At 61.1% G+C, this 17938-nt stretch carries 21 protein-coding genes; 14 read left to right on the top strand and 7 right to left on the bottom strand.

Annotated features, from left to right (window positions below; genetic code table 11):
* Positions 1 to 149: 149 nt before the first annotated feature.
* From rpl7ae to V6K60_RS11805, 11 genes are all read left to right on the top strand, one after another.
* On the top strand, positions 150 to 518 hold the full coding sequence (gene rpl7ae, locus V6K60_RS11755; RefSeq protein ID WP_332450712.1) for a 50S ribosomal protein L7Ae: 369 nt from the start codon (positions 150 to 152) through the stop codon (positions 516 to 518).
* Between the two features lie 10 nt (positions 519 to 528).
* Positions 529 to 738 (top strand): 30S ribosomal protein S28e, encoded by a 210-nt coding sequence (locus V6K60_RS11760; RefSeq protein WP_011843564.1) that lies wholly within the window; start codon positions 529 to 531, stop codon positions 736 to 738.
* 2 nt (positions 739 to 740) lie between these two features.
* Positions 741 to 932 (top strand): 50S ribosomal protein L24e, encoded by a 192-nt coding sequence (locus tag V6K60_RS11765; protein ID WP_332450713.1) that lies wholly within the window; start codon positions 741 to 743, stop codon positions 930 to 932.
* A gap of 5 nt (positions 933 to 937) precedes the next feature.
* A complete protein-coding gene (gene ndk, locus V6K60_RS11770; protein ID WP_332450714.1) occupies positions 938 to 1387 on the top strand; it encodes a nucleoside-diphosphate kinase in 450 nt (149 codons plus the stop codon).
* 188 nt (positions 1388 to 1575) lie between these two features.
* The gene (locus V6K60_RS11775) at positions 1576 to 2229 is read left to right on the top strand and encodes a MarC family protein (protein ID WP_332450715.1); all 654 of its coding nucleotides are present in this window, start codon (positions 1576 to 1578) and stop codon (positions 2227 to 2229) included.
* Positions 2226 to 2432, top strand: coding sequence for a hypothetical protein (locus V6K60_RS11780; RefSeq protein WP_332450716.1), 207 nt, complete (start codon positions 2226 to 2228; stop codon positions 2430 to 2432). Before V6K60_RS11775 ends, V6K60_RS11780 begins: the two co-directional genes overlap by 4 nt.
* A complete protein-coding gene (locus V6K60_RS11785; protein ID WP_332450717.1) occupies positions 2429 to 3226 on the top strand; it encodes a nitrilase-related carbon-nitrogen hydrolase in 798 nt (265 codons plus the stop codon). Before V6K60_RS11780 ends, V6K60_RS11785 begins: the two co-directional genes overlap by 4 nt.
* Before the next feature lie 9 nt (positions 3227 to 3235).
* Positions 3236 to 3979 (top strand): metal-dependent hydrolase, encoded by a 744-nt coding sequence (locus V6K60_RS11790; RefSeq protein ID WP_332450718.1) that lies wholly within the window; start codon positions 3236 to 3238, stop codon positions 3977 to 3979.
* Positions 3980 to 4052: 73 nt separating this feature from the next.
* Positions 4053 to 5255 carry a threonine synthase gene (gene thrC / locus V6K60_RS11795; protein WP_332450719.1) on the top strand — a complete coding sequence of 401 codons (1203 nt, stop codon included), beginning with the start codon at positions 4053 to 4055 and terminating at the stop codon, positions 5253 to 5255.
* Entirely contained in the window at positions 5195 to 5809 is a 615-nt protein-coding gene (locus V6K60_RS11800) for a DUF5803 family protein (protein ID WP_332450720.1), read from the top strand. Before thrC ends, V6K60_RS11800 begins: the two co-directional genes overlap by 61 nt.
* On the top strand, positions 5806 to 6381 hold the full coding sequence (locus V6K60_RS11805; RefSeq protein ID WP_332450721.1) for a LysE family translocator: 576 nt from the start codon (positions 5806 to 5808) through the stop codon (positions 6379 to 6381). The genes V6K60_RS11800 and V6K60_RS11805 overlap by 4 nt, the downstream gene beginning before the upstream one ends.
* Here the strand turns inward: V6K60_RS11805 and V6K60_RS11810 are convergent.
* The 7 genes from V6K60_RS11810 to V6K60_RS11840 all read right to left on the bottom strand — a co-directional run bounded on the left by V6K60_RS11810 (position 6356) and on the right by V6K60_RS11840 (position 11982).
* Entirely contained in the window at positions 6356 to 7279 is a 924-nt protein-coding gene (locus tag V6K60_RS11810) for a thiamine pyrophosphate-dependent enzyme (RefSeq protein WP_332450722.1), read from the bottom strand. The two genes, V6K60_RS11805 and V6K60_RS11810, sit on opposite strands and share 26 nt — an antisense overlap.
* A complete protein-coding gene (locus V6K60_RS11815) occupies positions 7280 to 8434 on the bottom strand; it encodes a transketolase C-terminal domain-containing protein (protein ID WP_332450723.1) in 1155 nt (384 codons plus the stop codon).
* Complete coding sequence (locus tag V6K60_RS11820) at positions 8434 to 8694, bottom strand: 4Fe-4S binding protein (RefSeq protein ID WP_332450724.1); 261 nt, start codon at positions 8692 to 8694, stop codon at positions 8434 to 8436. The genes V6K60_RS11815 and V6K60_RS11820 overlap by 1 nt, the downstream gene beginning before the upstream one ends.
* On the bottom strand, positions 8694 to 9239 hold the full coding sequence (locus V6K60_RS11825) for a pyruvate ferredoxin oxidoreductase subunit gamma (protein WP_332450725.1): 546 nt from the start codon (positions 9237 to 9239) through the stop codon (positions 8694 to 8696). Before V6K60_RS11825 ends, V6K60_RS11820 begins: the two co-directional genes overlap by 1 nt.
* A gap of 162 nt (positions 9240 to 9401) precedes the next feature.
* Positions 9402 to 10019 carry a 6-phospho-3-hexuloisomerase gene (gene hxlB / locus V6K60_RS11830; protein ID WP_332450726.1) on the bottom strand — a complete coding sequence of 206 codons (618 nt, stop codon included), beginning with the start codon at positions 10017 to 10019 and terminating at the stop codon, positions 9402 to 9404.
* Between the two features lie 150 nt (positions 10020 to 10169).
* Positions 10170 to 11042: a methanogenesis marker 12 protein gene (locus tag V6K60_RS11835; RefSeq protein WP_332450727.1), complete on the bottom strand. Its 873-nt coding sequence runs from the start codon at positions 11040 to 11042 to the stop codon at positions 10170 to 10172.
* A gap of 67 nt (positions 11043 to 11109) precedes the next feature.
* Positions 11110 to 11982 (bottom strand): DUF368 domain-containing protein, encoded by an 873-nt coding sequence (locus V6K60_RS11840; RefSeq protein ID WP_332450728.1) that lies wholly within the window; start codon positions 11980 to 11982, stop codon positions 11110 to 11112.
* Between the two features lie 388 nt (positions 11983 to 12370).
* On the opposite strand from V6K60_RS11840, the gene V6K60_RS11845 reads away from it, so the two are divergent.
* The 3 genes from V6K60_RS11845 to V6K60_RS11855 form a co-directional block, all read left to right on the top strand.
* On the top strand, positions 12371 to 13300 hold the full coding sequence (locus V6K60_RS11845) for an NAD-dependent epimerase/dehydratase family protein (RefSeq protein ID WP_332450729.1): 930 nt from the start codon (positions 12371 to 12373) through the stop codon (positions 13298 to 13300).
* 79 nt (positions 13301 to 13379) lie between these two features.
* Positions 13380 to 14534, top strand: a complete 1155-nt coding sequence (locus V6K60_RS11850) for a cofactor-independent phosphoglycerate mutase (protein ID WP_332450730.1) — start codon at positions 13380 to 13382, stop codon at positions 14532 to 14534.
* 1264 nt (positions 14535 to 15798) lie between these two features.
* Positions 15799 to 17938 (top strand): carbohydrate-binding protein (locus V6K60_RS11855; RefSeq protein ID WP_332450731.1); only part of this gene is annotated, 2140 nt, incomplete at its 3' end.

Genomic DNA, 17938 nt, shown 5'->3' on the forward strand with positions numbered 1-17938 from the left:
GAGAATACCAGAATATTACCCCTCTTTGCAGGGTCGAATGACAAACCTTTATCCCTCCTCCTATTGACATAATAGAGCGCATTCGATCAGCTACGCTACTGATGAATGATGACGGAACAGTCGATACCTGTTCCCGAAAGAGGCGAGTTATGGCAAAGACATATGTAAAATTCGAGATTCCGGAAGAGATCCAGAATAAGGCCCTTGAAGCCCTTGAGATTGCAAGAGACACCGGCAAGGTGAAGAAGGGGTCCAACGAGGCGACAAAAGCCGTCGAGCGAAACATCGCCCAGCTGGTTCTCATCGGTTCGGACGTTGAGCCTGAAGAGATTGTAATGCATCTGCCGCCGCTCTGCGAGGAGAAGCAGATTCCTTTCGTCTACATCACGAAGCAGAACGATATCGGCTCCGCCAGTGGCCTTGAGGTCGGATCGGCAGCCGCCGCTATCGTCAAGTCCGGTAAGGCAAAGGATCTCGTCGACGAGATCGCGAAGCAGATTGCTGCACTGAGAGCGTGAGGAAGAGATCATGGCAAACGACGGAACGCCCGCAGAAGTTATCGAGATCATCGGCATGACCGGTATGCATGGCGAAGCCCAGCAGGTGAAGTGCCGGGTCCTCGATGGCCCGAACAAGGGGCGGATCATCACCCGCAACACCGTGGGCCCAATCCGGGAGGGAGACATCCTCTCGCTGCTCGAGACCGAACGTGAGGCCAAGAAGCTCTCGAGGCGGTAACCATGGTCGACAAATACGTCTGCAGTTTCTGTGGAGACGTCCTTGAGCCCGGCACCGGCAAGATGTTCGTCAAGAAGGACGGGACCATCTACTACTTCTGCAGCACCAAGTGCCAGAACAACTACCGGCTCGGCCGGGTGCCGCGCCGCGTTGAGTGGACCGCAGCGGGACGCAAGGCCCGCGGCAAAGAGTGATCCAGATGGATCGCACCTTTGTGATGGTCAAGCCCGACGGCGTCCAGCGGGGACTCGTCGGGGAGATCGTCTCCCGGTTCGAGGCCAAGGGACTCAAACTCGCAGGAGCAAAACTTGAACTCCTCCCCGAGGGTCGGGTCGTCGAGCAGTACCGGGAACACCTGGAGAAGCCCTTCTTCCCGGGCCTGAAAGCCTACATCATGAGCGGACCCTGCTTCCTGATGGCCTGGGAGGGGAAGGGTGCAGTCGCGGTCGTCCGCAGGATGATCGGCGCCACAAACCCTGCCGAGGCTGCACCGGGTTCCATCCGCGGCGACTTCGCTCTCGACATCGGCCGGAACGTGATCCACGCATCCGACTCCCCCGAGAGCGCCGCCCGCGAGCTCGGCATCCACTTTGCATCCGGCGAACTGGTCGATTACCCGAAGATTGACGAGTCCGTCCTCTACGAGTGAGTGCCGGATTGCGGCGAAAAACCACTTATTTTTTCCCCTGAACTACCAGCGAGCTGCTGCAGCCGTGCGCTGTCGGAACCTTTCGGTGGGAGATGCCCCTTTCGGGCCGGATATCCAGAAAGACGGATCGTACGTCTGCCGGTAAACCACAAGTGCTAATATCAAACCTGTCACATACCTGATCACGAATGGCGGATCTCCTGAGTTTTGCGTTGCTGAGTTTCTCTTCGATCATCATCGTAGTGAACCCGCTCGCAGCCTCTCTGATCTTTGTCTCCCTCACCGGCACGATGGACGGGCCGGCTAAACTCAAAGTCGCGCGTGACGCGAGCCAGTTCGCCCTGATCGTCCTCTTGATATTCACCTTCGTCGGCGGCTGGATCCTGCAACTCTTCGGCATCTCAATCGAGGCGTTCCGTATCGCAGGCGGCCTCCTTCTCTTCGGGATCGGTATGGACATGGTCTATGCAAAGACTTCGCGGACGAAGATGACGGCTACCGAGAAGTACGAGGGGCAGGAGACAGATGACATCGCCGTTATGCCGCTTGCAGTCCCGATGATCACGGGGCCCGGTGCAATCGCCTCCGTGATCGTGTTGATGAACGAAGCGATGGGGATAGGTGTCGTCGCTATCGCCATCGTGCCGCTCGCCGCCGTTGCGGCCATCGGGATCACCTACTACACGATGCAACACTCCGATATCATCGTCCGGCGGATCGGCCAGCGAGAGTTTCGCGCCGTCAACCGGCTGATGGGTATGCTTCTCATCGCGATTGCGGTCCAGTTCATGGTCGTAGGGCTCAGGGCTGCATTCCCCATACTCGCCGGAGGCCTCGTATGACACCCGACCTCACGCTCCCCGGTATGGTCCTGATCAGCACCTGCATCATCGCCGGCGGGATCCTCATCGGGTTACAGATATTCGCGATCGATCTCCCGTTCACCGGGTATGTCATGGTGGCGCTCGCCGCTCTCGTCGTCCTCGGCGCAACCATGCTCGTCCTCTCCTGCCGGAGACAGAACGAAAATCCATCCCGGCAATGACGAAGATAGCCCTTGCCCAGGTTGCCGGCGGCCGGGGCGATCCGGCCCGGATGCTCGATGCGGCCGGGCGGATGGCAGGGGAGGCCGCCGCGGCCGGGGCGTCGCTCATATGTTTCCCCGAGCAGTTTGTAACCGGGTGGTCCCCGGAGATCCCGCCCGGGTCGGGAGAACCCCTGGACGGCCCACTCACTGTCGCATTCGGACGGATGGCACAGGAGAACGGCATCGCGGTCGCAGGTTCGATCGTTGAAGCGGCAGGCGGTCTTCGCCCCAGGAACACCGTCGTCGTGCTCGATCCAGGCGGCAACCTCGTCGCCGACTACGCGAAGACCCACCTCTTCTCTCCTGGCGGGGAAGACCGCTACTACACGGCAGGTGACCAGATCGCCACCTTCTCCGTCGGCGGGACAACCTTCGGGCTTGCCATCTGCTACGACCTCCGGTTCCCGGAACTCTTCCGGATCTACGCGCTCGCCGGGGTGGAGTGCATGCTGGTACCGGCCGCGTGGCCCTGTTGCCGCCTCTCCCACTGGGAGACCCTGCTCCCCGCACGGGCCCTCGAGAACCGCTACTACGTGGCCGGGATCAACACGGCCAGCGGGCCGGACGGCGTCTACTGCGGGGGGTCGCTCGCCGCCGACCCGGACGGTGTTGTCATCGCCCGGTGCGGTCCCGGTGAGGAACTCCTCATCGTGGAACTCGATCCTGCGACGGTTCACGAGGCACAATCTGCGCTTCCTTCACTTTCGGACCGCAGAAGCGACCTTTATCACCGACTACTCTCTAAATTGTAGAGATATTCCATGCGGGGTGACCAGCACGTATCTCTCAGTCTCGCGACAGCAGGGCTTTTCATCGCTCCCTCTCTCACCGTCCTCGACCCCGTCCTGAGCGCCGTCCTCCTCTTCGGCGTCTTCATCGGATCGCTCGCACCGGACGCTGATGCCGCCGACGCGGCGATATTCAACGGGCGGATCGGCGGGGTGAAAGGGAAGAGAGGACAGCTCTTAAACGGTTTTGCGGTGGTGCTCCCGATCTTCGGCTATACCATCAGGTACCTCATCTACTACCCGCTCTCCCTCATCTTCTCGCTGCTCCTCCGGAAGAGTTACCAGCACCGGCACCGGGGGCTGCTCCACTCGTTCTCAGGCGTCGGGCTGACTTCCCTCATTCTCTCCGGCTACCTGGCCCTCATCCTCACCTGGCTAGGATGGCCCCTTGCGCTCCTCCCTCTGTTTGGGTGCGCATTCTTTGCAGGGTGCGTCCTCCACCTCGTCGAGGACACCTGCACCCCGGCCGGCGTCGCCTGGCTCTACCCCTTCTCCCGGCGGCGGGTGGCGGGCCGCGTCCGGACGCAGGGAGACCTCGAGGTGCGACCGCTCGTCTTCACCATCGTACTCCTGCTGGCGGCGGTCGGGGTGTTCATCGCACCGTTCGTGACCCCAGTAGCGCCGGACGATCTCCGGCTTCTTACGCTCGTCGGAACTCCTCTCCTCTGGCTGCTCTTCATGCTCATCTGCCGCGTAAAGAGGCAATGGCGCCGATGAAACGATCCTGTCCCGGTTCCGGATACCCCCGGAAACCATATCTATACGTATTCAGACGATCAACGATTTTTCCATGTACCGTCTCGTCTGCGTTCACTGTGGTGCGACCTACACACCGGACCAGATCATCTATACATGCACCCGCTGCGGGCACCTGCTGACAGTCGAATATGACCTGGACGGCATCAACGTCTCCCGGGAAGAATGGAACCGGCGCCCCATCTCAGTCTGGCGCTACCGCGAGCTCCTCCCGGTCAGGGGTGAACCGGTCTCCCTCCAGGAAGGGGGCACCCCCCTCTACCACTTAAAGAAGATCGGTGAAGAACTCGGTCTCCCGGAACTCTACGCCAAACACGAGGGGATGAACCCGACCGGCTCGTTTAAGGACCGCGGCATGACCGTGGGCGTCAGCATGGCCTGCGAACTCGGAATGACGAGCGTCGCTTGTGCGAGCACCGGGAACACCTCGGCAAGCCTCGCCGCCTACGCGGCGAAAGCCGGCATCCCCTGCGTCGTCCTCCTGCCTGCGGGGAAAGTAGCCCTCGGCAAGGTCGCCCAGGCGCTGATGCACGGTGCACGGGTCATCTCCATCCGCGGCAACTTCGATAAAGCGCTTGAGATGGTACACGAGCTCTGCATCAGCCAGGGCCTCTATCTCCTGAACTCGGTCAACCCCTACCGTCTTGAGGGGCAGAAGACCATCGGATTTGAGGCGATCGACCAGCTCGGCGAAGTGCCCGACCGGATGGTCCTCCCCGTTGGAAACGCGGGCAACATCTCCGCGGTCTACAAGGGGCTCCGGGAACTTGAGTCCCTCGGGTTCATCGACCGCCTGCCGATGATGACCGGCATCCAGGCGGCAGGTTCACAACCGCTGGTGAAGGCGATCAGCGAAAACCTCGACGAACTGATCCCTGAACCCTCGCCCGAGACCATCGCGACCGCAATCAGGATCGGCGCCCCGGTGAACGCAGAGAAGGCCCTCGTCGCCGTCCGCGCGACCGGCGGGACGGCAGCGGCCGTGACCGACCAGGAGATCCTTGCCATGCAGCGGGATCTCGCGAGGAAAGAAGGCATCGGGGTCGAACCTGCCTCAGCTGCCTCGGTCGCCGGAATACGAAAACTTGCCGAACTCGGCCTGATCGATGGGGATGAGCGGATCGTCTGCGTGGTGACCGGTCACCTCTTAAAAGATCCCGAAACAGTGGTACGACAATGCGAGCCCCCAACCGAGATCGACGCGGACCTGCACTCGTTGCTCTCTGCCTTGCGCTGATACTGACCTGCACTCCGGCGGCGGCCGAAGAGGCCGCCTTCCAGGTGCTACCCGGCGGCACCACCTACGAGGCCTCGGTCCAGGTGACCGGCACCGAACATACGTTCTGGACCCCCGGCATGATGGGAGAGCGTGTCCCGCTCCAGGTCGAGGACCTCGAGGTGCTCGGCCCTTCAGGCCCGGTCGAGTACCAGGAGGCGGGCAGGGGGGTCATCACCTTCCCGGAGGGTAACTACACGGTCACCTACCAGGCCCCGGTGAGAGATAACCACTTCGTGGTTGTCTTCGATACACCGTATACCGTAACCGTCACCCTCCCCGAGGAGTTCGATGTCAGAAACCCGCTCATCGGGATGGTCAGCTCCGGCGGGGCGATCTCGTCCGGGCCGAACGGGACCACTGAGGTTGCCTGGGAGGATGTAACGGTTGCAGAGGTCCGATTCTATACTCCCGACCGCGAGATGCTGCTTGGTGCTTTCGGCACCATATGGCTCGCGGTCGCGCTCGTTCTGATCCTCCCCATCCTCATCTCGCGGAGGAGGGGAGGTGAATGATCGAGATCGTCATCGCATCATTCCTGATCGGGTTCTCCGGGGCCGCTTCACCCGGCCCCATGACCGCCTCGGTCCTCGGCCTCGGGTCGCGGCCGCCGGGGCTGTTCGTTGCAGGCCTGGTAGCGGGGCACGGCATCCCCGAAGCTGCCATGGTCGCGGCCATAGCCTTCGGCGTGCGTGACGTCCCGTACATCAACCTCGTCGCCCTCCTCGGCTCAGGCATTCTGATTGCGTTCGGCATCGTGCAGTTCATTCGTGCGGGAGAAGCCGTCGTTGTGGAGAAAGAGACCCGGGCGCCGGTTGCTCTCGGGCTGGCCTGCACGCTCGGCAACCCCTACTGGTGGGTCTGGTGGCTCACGTTCGGCGTCGGATTCCTCGCGCTCCACCCGGCGTTCGTCGAGTTCTACGTCGGGCATATCGGTGCGGATATCGTCTTCCTCGGGCTCCTCGCCGGTGCGGTCTCACGGGGAGCGAACGTGCTCGGGACCCATTACAAAAAAGTAGTGCAGGCGAGCGGACTCGCCATGATTCTCTTCGGGCTGTACTTTATTCTGACGATCCTTTTTTCTTGATGTCGATCCCGAACCTCTCGGCGTTTGCATCGGCGATCGCCTGGATCTTCGCGATCTCGTCATCCTGCCGGGCGGGCTTGAAGAGGTGCCGGAAACGCTTCTGTTTTGCGAGGTACTCCTCGACGGGTTTTCTCATCACCTTCTTTGCCTTCACCACCTCGCCATCGACCATCTCGTAGTTCACCCAGAGACCGGTATCAATGGCGAGTTTGGCCATGGAAAGCGTCTCGCCGGACTCAAAACCCCACCCCGTGCAGCAGGGAGCATGCACCTGGATGTAACAGGGGCCGGGGGTGTTGATCGCCCGCTCGACCTTCTGGACGAAGTCGTTCGGGTAGGCGATCGAGGCGGTCGCGACGTAGGGCGCACCGTGAGCAGCGAGGATCCGGGGCATATCCTTCTTCGGGCGCGGATTACCCTGCGAGCACTTCCCCGCGGGGCTCGTCGTAGTGCTCGCGCCATACGGTGTGGCACCCGACCGCTGTATGCCCGTGTTCATGTAGGCCTCGTTGTCGTAGCAGACATACGTGATGTCGTGGCCGCGCTCGAAGGCGCCGCTGATGCAGAGCACCCCGATATCGAGCGTGGCCCCGTCGCCGCCGATGCAGACGACCTTCTCCTTTCGCCCCTGCCTCTTCAGCGATGCCTCGATGCCTGATGCAACCGCTGCACAATTCTCGAAGAGCGAGTGGATCCAGGGGACTCCCCACGCGGTCTCCGGATAGGGCGTGGAGAAGACCTCCATGCATCCCGTGGCGGCGGCAATGATGACGTCCTTTCCTGTCGCCTTGAGGAGGAGCCGGGCCGCAAGCGCCGGGCCGCACCCTCCGCAGGCCCGGTGCCCGGCCGAGAAGAGCTCGCATCCCTGCTCTACGCAACCCTGTCCTGCTTCAGCCATCTAGAGCACCTCCGTCCGTAATCCATAAAACATGTCTCCTTTCCCTTTCTCGGCGAGGTCGACAACAGCAGCGATATCCCTCTTCCGTACATCGCGTCCACCGAGGGCGATGATGTAGTCGTACACGGATATGCCGGAGCCGTAGAGCGCCGCTTTCACCTCGGTGCCGACCGCTCCGCCGCCGCCGAGCGATATGTTCTTGTCAAGCACCGCCACCGTCGAGACGCCCTTCAAGGCATCCGCGATCTCCCGGGCGGGGAAGGGCCGGAAGACGCGGATGTTCAAGAGCCCCACCTTCCGGCCGTGCTCGCGCATCTCGTCGATGGCATCCTTTGCAGTGCCGCAGATGGAGCCCATTGCGACAAGCGCGATATCGGCGTCCTCGAGCCGGTAGCCTTCGACGAGCCCGGAGTAGTCCCTGCCGAACTGCTCGCCGAACTCGCGCCCGGCCTTGATGAACGCGTCTTTGGCGCGATACTGCGCCTGATCGATCTCGTACCGGAATTCGGTGTAGTATTCGGGTGTCGCATACATCCCGAAACTCAGCGGGCTTGCTGCATCCAGCCGCTGGTAGGGCATGAAGGCCGGTAGATAGGCATCCACCTCCTCTTGCGTGGGGAGGGAGACCGGCTCGTAGGTATGCGAGAGGATGAACCCGTCGAAACAGACGAATGCCGGGAGAAGGATGTCGTGGTCTTCACAGACCTTATAGGCGATCATGTGGAGATCGACAGTCTCCTGGTTGTCCTGCGCGTAGAACTGCAGCCACCCGGAGTCGCGCAGGGATATCGAGTCCTGCTGGTCGTTCCAGATCGAGAGCGGCGCACCGAGGGAGCGGTTCGCGATCGTCATCACGATCGGCTGGCGCATCCCGGCCGCGTTGAAGCAGACCTCGAACATCAGGGCAAGCCCCTGGGATGTCGTTGCCGAGTAGACCCGGGAGCCCGCCGCGCTCGCGCCGAGACAGGCGGAGAGGGCCGAGAACTCACTCTCGACGGTGATGTATTCGGCATCGATCTCGCAGTTCGCCACCATCTGGGCAAGGTCCTCGACGATGTGCGTCTGCGGCGTGATCGGGTAGGCTGAGATCACCTGCGGACGGCACCGCTTCACGATCTCGGCCACCGCATGCGACCCTTCCATAAACTCCAGCATTATTTCTCCTCCTTCTCCATCCGGATCGATTTCTTCGGGCAGACTTCCTCGCAGATCCCGCAACCCTTGCAGTAGTCGAGATCGGGCTCGAACGTGCCCTCCTCCGTCTCGCGAACGCACCCTTCCGGACACACCATGGCACACATGCCGCATTTCGAGCAAGTCTCGGGATCAAAGACCGGTTTGAAGACCCGCCAGGCACCCGTCTTGTTGTCAAGTGCTCTCCCTGGCGGCGCGGCGCAGCCGACTCGCAGCGCCACTACGCGGCACCCCCGACCAGGTTGTATGCGCGCTCTGCTGCCCTGACGTTCTTATCGGCCATGCTCCCGGAGAACCGGCTACGCAGTGCATGTTCGAGCGCTTCAAGCTTGATCTCGCCGGTGGCTGCAGCGAACGCGCCCATCAGGGTTGTATTGGTGATGGGCACACCCAGTTCTTCGAGCGCGATGGTGGTCGCATCGACAGCGTAGACCTTCACGCCCTCCGGTACCCGGGCATCGAAGTCAGGCTTCTCGGTGTTGACGATGGCGATACCGCCCGCAGTCATGCCCTTGAAGACGTCTACATCCCCGATCAGGGTCGGGTCCTGCACAATGATGTAGTCAGGCTCGTATACCTGGCTGCGCAGCCGGATCTTCTCATCACTGAAGCGGACGAACGCCTGAACAGGAGCACCGCGCCGCTCCACGCCGAAGGCCGGGAATGCCTGGGAATACACACCGCCCTCGAACGCTGCGAACGCGATGAGTTCGGCGGCGGTCACGGAACCCTGACCACCCCGACCATGAATGCGTAACTCTCTCAAACAAAAACCCCCTTTAATCTTAATGATTAATAATATAAATACTCCGGCGCTTTACCCGCAGCCGGCCCGGGCACGCCGAAACTCCCGTTTACCTGCGGGCAGCATAAATTCGACCCAGAACATAGGCAAAAAGATTCCGGGGCGACGCCTGGAGCCTCTCGCTCACTGGACGTTCGCGAGACGACTCCTGATCTCTTCGATGGTGCAGTGTCGCACTTCCATCAGGGAGGAGATGATCGCATCAGAAAAGACCAGCGCCGCGGTCTCAAAAAGCGTCCCGAGTGGGGCGAAGGAGCCGGAGACCGACCGGTATTGCCCGGTGAGTTGGCGGATCTCGAAGTCGCGCGGGATATCCGCGTCTTTGAGCGGGTTACTCCCGATCTCGACGATGCAATCGGCCATGCGCCCGATATGGGAGTCGGGTGTCGATGTGATGAGGCAGATCCTCCCACCGATCTCCCGGGCGGTCTCACAGGCGTCGACAACGGACTGGGTCTCTCCCGAGCCTGAGAAGGCGATGAGTACGTCTCCCGGTCCGAACGCGGGCGTGATGGTCTCACCGATGACGTAACTCTCGAACCCGAGATGCATCAGCCGCTGGGCGAACGCTCTCGCGACAAGGCCTGAACGCCCGGCACCGGCCAGATAGATCCGTTTTGCGTTGAGAATCTCATCGAGGAACTGGCCTGCATTCTCCTGGTTCAGGGTATGTGCCGTCTCTTCGAGGCTTGATGCCATCAGGAGCATGAGATCGGCGATGTTGGGGCAGTCCGGTTGCATGATTCAGATCTCCACAATGCATTCCAGTATACTACCCGGCACCACATAAAAGGGTACGAAACAGGAAGGCCTCAACTGTCGATCCCCCCATCCGGGGGGCGCCGTCGGGCCTTCCTACCCTCGAGAGAGGAGAAGCGCTCCGCTGGGAGGTTACCGCTCCACTGCGAGCCCGAGTACTTCGGTTGCTCCCGAGAAGACGTCACGGGCGATCCCGGCTAGCCCCCGGGCCGCACACCACTCATCGTAGACGGCGACCTCCCGGGAGAGGAGCGTCTCGACCCCCGGCGCGATGGCGGGCGCCATGGAGCCGGCGAGGGCGACTTTCGCGCCGGGGTTGATGAGAAGCATTGCGGCGCACTCCATCGCGGCGAACATGGCCATTGTCTCCACCCTCTGTTCAGGGGGCATCGTATAGTTCACGCCTGCACGAAGGAAAGAGTCGTTTGCCGTGGAGTCGCCCCGGTCGATACGGCGAATGGCATCCACGTCGAGAGCGCCGTGCCGGGTGCCGGGCGCGAAGATGCAGGCGTCGAACGCGCCGGTGATCCGGCCGCCGGTCGAAAGAAGGGTGACGGTGTTCGAACTCGCGTCGCAGACGACGATATCCTCCCCGAGGTCGCGCGAGACCTCATACAGGATCCCAATCTTCTCGGGGCTCGCCTGGTGGGAGTAGGCCTTGAACCGCGGGTCGGTCGGCGATCCGCGGTGCAACCCGGGGATCACCACGGCCGGAAGACCGCTTGCTCTGATCTCGTCGTAGACCCGGGTGCCGCCGCCGATGTGCTTGCCGGCGCCCTCCCGGGAGACGACCCCCCGGTTCTGGACTTTCCTGATATCGGTGATGGCCGAGATTCCGTCGCCCATCGAGTAGCAGACGGCAATACCCTCGATATCATCGAGAGGAGAGAGGCGGCCGAGGTCGCCGGCCGAGAACTGCCTGGCCTCTTCACGAGATATCTTGAACTCCTCCTTTCCGGTGGAGAAGCGCATCGCGGTAGTGCCGTGATCGATGCCGATGAACATGATAGGTACCTCGTTACCCTCCACGTGGAAGTAAGGTTTCGGATCGCCCCGTAAAACAAGACGAGGATCAGGCCAGGCCTGCCTGGTAACGCCTCTTCGCGTACTCGAACGCGCCGACGACGACGAGTCCCACAAGGAAGAAGACCCAGCCGTCTGCGACCATATCCCCGGCCGCGGACCCCGTCTCCCAGAGCGTCCGTGACGAGCCGAGCATCAGGCCGGTGAGCAGGGCGAGCATCGCCGCGTGGTAGGTTGCGAGGAGATACTTGAGAGCCTTCGTGAAGAGGAGAAGGCCCGTAACCCCACCGGCGATGTAGGCGACGATCTCAGGAAGGGAGAAGGCCCGGAGTGCCGCGAGCATGAACTCATACTGGTTGAGGACGAGGGTTATGTAGGCTCCCGATATCCCGGGGAGGATCATGGCGCAGAGCGCCACCATCCCGGTGAGGAAGATGATCGGGAGGGAGTGGCCGAGATCGAACTGCCCGAGGCTCCCGATGAGGTAGCCGGCGACGGCCCCGACGACGAGGTAGGCGACGGTGACCACGTTCGGGGAGCGGATCTCAAGGAATATAGCGACCGCAGAGGCGATGATCAGGCCGAGGAAGAAGGAGTAGGTCGCTACCGTATGCTCGGTGAGGAGGGTGAGGATCACCCCTGACATCAGGAGGAAGGCGGTGGCGATCCCGGCGAGAAGGACGACGAGGAACGGGATATCGATCTTCTCGAGGTCTGAGCACAGAGACGCAAAATCGCCCCTGACGAGATGCTTTATCGAGGCAAGGTTGATGCTGCCGATGGCTCCGATCAGCCGTTCGTATATCCCGGTGATGAGAGCGATCGTCCCTCCCGAGACGCCGGGAATGATATCGCAGGCACCCATCGCGAGGCCGCGCAGGTAGATCCCGGCGTGTTCCCGGAGATCCGGACGCGGGCTCATCGTCCGGCTCCCCTGCCGGCCCGACCGCGCCCGGGTCTCCGGGCTTGTTTTCGGGCTTCGTCACAATATCTGAAGGCCGCCTGAACGTTGATGGCGGCCGGGAACCGGCCGGCCCCATCCTGAATGCATACCACTCTCAATTCGACTGCTCCTTACACGATCTCCTCAAAAGCACCCATGAAGGATATGACTCAATCCCGGGTGCCGATCTGTAAAATACCCTCCATGCCGGTATTAACTTTTCCCTCCACCGCAGGAAGCCGCCACACGGAGCAGGGCCGCGGAGAGGTGCGCATCACCTTATAGACACCGGGGCCGTCTACCCATGGGACACCGGGAGCGGTGCCCATCCAGTAACCCTATAGCGTGGGAGAGATACTATTCTATAATGTTCTGTATCGTAACGGGCGGTGCTGGCTTCATCGGTTCGCACGTCGTCGATCTCCTGGTCGCAGCGGGAGACGATGTGCTGGTCATCGACGACGAGAGCGCAGGCACCGAGAGGAACCTTGCACATCACGCGGCAAACGGGCAGGTCACCTTCGCCAGGAAGAACCTGCTCGACGACGGCTGGCAGGAGCACTTCCGCGGTGCCGACCGGGTTTACCACATCGCCGCGGACCCCGACGTCCGGCAGAGCGCAATGACTCCCGACTCCCAGATCAGGAACAACATCGTCGCCACCCACCGGGCGCTCGAGGCGATGCGGGCGCACGGCGTACCGGAGCTGGTCTTCACCTCGACCTCGACCGTCTACGGCGATGCGGCCGTCATCCCAACACCTGAGACGTATACGCCGCTTGAACCGATATCGGTCTACGGCGCGACGAAACTCGCCTGCGAGGCGCTCATATCGTCTTACTGCCACTCATTCGGCATGACGGCCTGGGTCTACCGGTTTGCAAACATCATCGGCGAGCGGAGCGGTCACGGCGTCATATCGGACTTCATCCGGAAGCTCCGGGAGAACCCGCGCGAGCTTGAGATCCTCGGCGACGGCAGGCAGACGAAGTCTTACCTGGAGGTCGGAGGGTGCGTCCGCGCCGTCCAGTTCGGGATCGAACACTCGCGCGACCCGGTGAACACCTTCAACATCGGCTCTGAGGACTGGATCGACGTCGTCAGGATCGCCGATATCGTCACGGAAGAGATGGGGCTTTCTGATGTCCAGTACCGGTTCACCGGCGGTGCACGCGGCTGGGTCGGGGATGTGCCCCGGATGCAGCTCTCGGTCGAGAAACTCAAGGGCCTCGGCTGGCGGTGCCCGACCACGTCGGAAGAGAGCGTCCGGACAGCGGTCCGTGCCATGCTGGAGTAACGAGGCCCGGCACCCGAACCCCTGCAAGAGCAATCGGACCAGCGTTCCAGGAATAATCATGACTAACTAGAAGGATCGCATGAAGTACATCATCATTCTCGGGGACGGCATGGCGGACGAGCCGCTTGCCGAACTGGGGGGCAAAACGCCCCTTGAGTACGCAGAGATACCAAATATGGACAGGATCGCCCGCGAGGGGCGGTGCGGGATGCTCCGGACTGTTCCGGAGGGATTTGAGCCGGGGAGCGATGTCGCAAACCTCTCCGTCCTGGGCTACGACCCCCGGACATCCTACACCGGGAGAGGGCCGCTCGAAGCGGCAAGCATGGGAGTCCCCCTCCGCGACGGCGAGATGGCCTACCGCTGCAACCTGGTCACGATCCGGGACGGGGTGATGGAGGACTTCAACGCCGGACATATAACCAGCGCCGAGGGTGCCGAACTCCTCCGCGACCTGGATGCTCTACTCGGGGACGTCCGGGTCTATCCCGGGGTCAGTTACCGGAACCTGCTGGTTGTCGCCGGGGCGGACGGTGCCCTGACCACCCCGCCCCACGATATCGTCGGCCAATCGGTGGCGGAGCACCTCCCGCGCGGAGACGATGCCGGCATCCTGCTCGACTGCATGGAACGGTCCCGGGAGGTCTTTGCCGACCACCCGGTCAACCGGCGCCGCCTGCAGGAGAAAAAGACCCCGGCAACCGGGATCTGGCCGTGGAGCGGCGGGGAGAAACCGTCGCTCGCACCCTTCGCGGAAAAGTACGGCCTTTCCGGCGGCGTGATCTCCGCCGTCGATCTCTTGAACGGCATCGCCCGCCTCGCCGGGATAGAGGTGATCCAGGTCCCGGGCGCCACCGGGTTCCTGGATACCGATTATGAGGCGAAGGCCCGGTACGCGGTCGACGCCCTCGACCGGCTCGACTTCGTCTACATGCACGTTGAGGCACCCGACGAGGCCGGGCACATGGGGAGCGTGGAGGAGAAGGTGCGGGCGATCGAGCGGCTCGACGAAGCAGTCGGGATCATCCTTGACCGGCCGGAGACGACCGTCGCAGTCCTCCCCGACCACCCGACGCCGATACGGATCAAGACCCATACCGCGGAGCCGGTGCCGTTCGCGGTGCTCGGGAAGGGAAAAGACGGCGTTCCAGCGTTCTCTGAGCGCGAAGCGGTGAAGGGATCGTTCGGGCTCGTGCAGGCGCCGGAGTTCCTTTCCCTGCTCTTCTCACGATGAGCCGCCCCTGATCTGGCCGGATTCCCGGTACTACCTTTTTGCAGTCTTTGTACTTCACGTTATTCGGATGGGAACCTCTAGACGATAGAGAAGATCAGTAAATAGGTACGAAGTGTTCATGCGGATGACTCCGGGTTTGTCGAACACGATCTCGATCTCTTCGGCCCGACGATCCATGCGACACAGACACCGGGTTGCCATGCAGCACCGGGTTGTGTTCCCTCGCTCATCGAGGCAGTGGTCCAGGCGCCGGCGGCGACACGGATATGCAGGACCCGTGACCTGGGCAGCGAAGGAGGTGCCCGGCGGCCACACGGGCACGGGGTCTCTCGCGCGGGCGAGGAACTGCAGAGCGAACGTGCAGGTGATGTGAAGAAAGATCCTCATACGGCGTTCCGAATGAAAATCGCCGTTGTGTTCTCGAACCACCCGGTCTTGGTTCGATTGGAACACTCATCACCACGCCAGCACAGCAAAAACAGTACATCCAAGAGGGTTGATCCCTTATCAGAGGCTTTTCCCCTGGCGAGTTCCCCTTACTGGCCTGATACTATCTCCATTTTACCTTGCGTCGAATCAATCCGGATACGCCAGACCAATCTCGTGTGCTATCCTGAATAATTCCAGTGGTTATGTCCTCTCACGCGGAGAGGAGAGGTGATCTGAAGTTCGCCGCGAATCCAGGATTATCAGAAAACCCATGAGGTGGAGCCGGGAATAGAAGAAAGACCGTCCCAGACAGAAGATCTCTGGCAGCCATCAAACTCCTCAATCAATACACGGGGCGCCGTCGCACGGTGCCTCTGCTCCAGGGACCCACCATCCAGAACCGGCGCGTCCCAAAAGAAAGGAGTCACTTCTTAGTCATCGGGATCGGGCGGTTCAAAAGGCGCATTCGACGATGGGAATACGGGCAGTTATTGTCGGCATCTAGAGTAAAGGGTGAGTAAAAGGCCCGATCATTGAAATTCCGTTTACAGGATGCCAGTTTGTTAAGAAAAGAGTAATGCAAACATAAATCCACCCATGCAATAGTAGTAGTATATAAACATATCTAATAATCAAAAACAATCAAAAATAGGTAAATTCAATAATATTGCCAATTAAAGCACCATTACATGTGTAAAGCGTATATAAATCAAAATTCAAATAAGGAATATAATAAATAGTTGAAATAAGCAAAACTAAGTGTCGAGGGGAAAGCCTCTCTACAAGCCCTCCGGGACAGATGCAGCCGCCGGAGGGGATTCTTAGGAGTTGATGCATGAAAAAAACCCAATTTCTGGTACTGGCCCTGTCCATGATGGTCGCGATGGTTGCACCAGCACTGGCAGCACCGAACCAGGAACTCTCCCCGGGATCTTATGATGTCGTCGTGTACATCAACGGCACGGAGATCCTTGCGGAAGACAGTAACGGTCAGTTGATCAGCAACGGAACAGCAGGAATTGATGACAGCAGCGTCATACAGGCCGCTGTGGAGGCCATCAGCAACGGGACTGTAGTCCTCCAGGCTGGAACCTACACCCTGACCACTTCCACCCAAGTCCAAGTGTCCAACCCCGAGAATGACACAGAAGATCCTTCCGAGCCACAGAAGGCCTACAAGGTCCATGCGATCCCTGGTAGGATCAACTTCGTCGACTTCGACTTTGGAGGCGAAGGCGTTGCGTATCACGACACCCAGGCTGGCAATCAGGGCGGCTACTCATACCGCACCGACAATGCCGACGTGGACATTGGTGAGCGTGATGCCCTCGACGTAGCGGTCATTGCCCACACCTACGCTGGGGAGTGGCTCCAGTTCTCCGAAGTGCAGGTAGCTGAGTCTCGCACCTACGCTGTGACGTTCTACACCAGCACCACACAGAACGACATGTCGTTCTCGGTACTGGTAGACGGGCAGAAGGTCGCTACAGTCGATGCCCCCAACACCGGCGACTGGTACACGTTTGCACCCACCACGATGCAGATCCCGCTCACCGCCGGGAAACACACGGTGCAGATAGCCATGGACACCGGGTGGGTTGATCTGGCGTATGTCGAGTTTGCGACTGAGGCCCCGATGCCCACGCCCACTGTAACGCCAACTGCAACACCCACCGTGACGCCCACGCCCACTGCGACACCCACACCAGATCCTTCCGAGACTGAAAAGCCCTACAAGGCCCACTCGGTGCCCGGTCGGATCAACTTCGTCGACTTCGACTTCGGAGGCGAAGACGTCGCCTACCATGACACCGTGGCCGGCAACCAGGGCGGCTACTCATACCGCACCGACAATGCCGATGTGGACATCGGCGAGCGGCCTGCCGTCAACGTGCCGGTTATAGCCTACACCTACCCTGGAGAGTGGCTCAAGTTCTCCGAGGTGCAGGTAGCTGAGTCTCGCACCTACGCTGCGACGTTCTACACCAGCACAACAGCAGATGACAGGTCGTTCTCGGTGCTGGTAGACGGGCAGAAGGTCTCTACAGTCGACATACCCAAAACCGGCGACTGGCACACGTTTGCTCCCACCACGGTGCAGATTCCGCTCACCGCCGGGAAGCACACGGTGCAGATCGCTATGGACACCGGATCAGCAGATCTGGCGTATGTTGAGTTTGCGACTGAGGCCCCGACGCCCACGCCCACTGCGACACCGACTGCAACGCCCACCGTGACGCCGACGCCCACCGTGACGGCGACACCAGAGCCGACCCAGACACCGACACCGGCTCCCAGCGACAACGTCTACGGAGCGGATGCCAACCCGACCGGGAACCCGATTGGGGGAGGGAGCGGGTATAACAGCGGCGTCAGCCGAAACGATGCGGACTTCTTTGTCGACACCCAGAGTGAGTTGCTCTCCGCTCTCCAGAGCGCACGATCCGGAGATATCATCTGGGTCGAAGAGAACGCAAACATCGACATGAATGGCCGTTTCAGTGTCCAGATTCCAGCAGGAGTCACGATCGCGAGCAACCGGGGCGAGAACGGTTCCCCCGGCGGGCGTATCTACCAGAGCAGCGGATCCGGTACCGGACCCGACTGGTATACCACCATGTTCAAGGTCACCGGACAGAACGTGAGGATCACCGGTCTGCGGCTCCAGGGCCCCGACAACAGCATGTCAAGCCCACAGAGATTCGGAATCTTCTCCACCGCCCGTAATCTCGAGGTGGACAACTGTGAGATCTTCGGCTGGGGCTATGCTGGTATCGCCATCTTCGGGACAGCAGGTTCGGACATGAAGACCGGCGGGTACATCCACCACAACTACATCCACCACTGCCAGACAAGCGGTCTTGGCTACGGTGTCGAGGTAGGTCAGGGCGGCGTATGCCTGATCGAGGCGAACAAGTTCGACTACTGCCGGCACGCGATAGCCGGAACCGGCGACGTCAACAACGGGTATGAGG

This window comes from Methanoculleus sp., assembly GCF_036677455.1.
In the GTDB taxonomy this organism is placed as follows: domain Archaea; phylum Halobacteriota; class Methanomicrobia; order Methanomicrobiales; family Methanoculleaceae; genus Methanoculleus.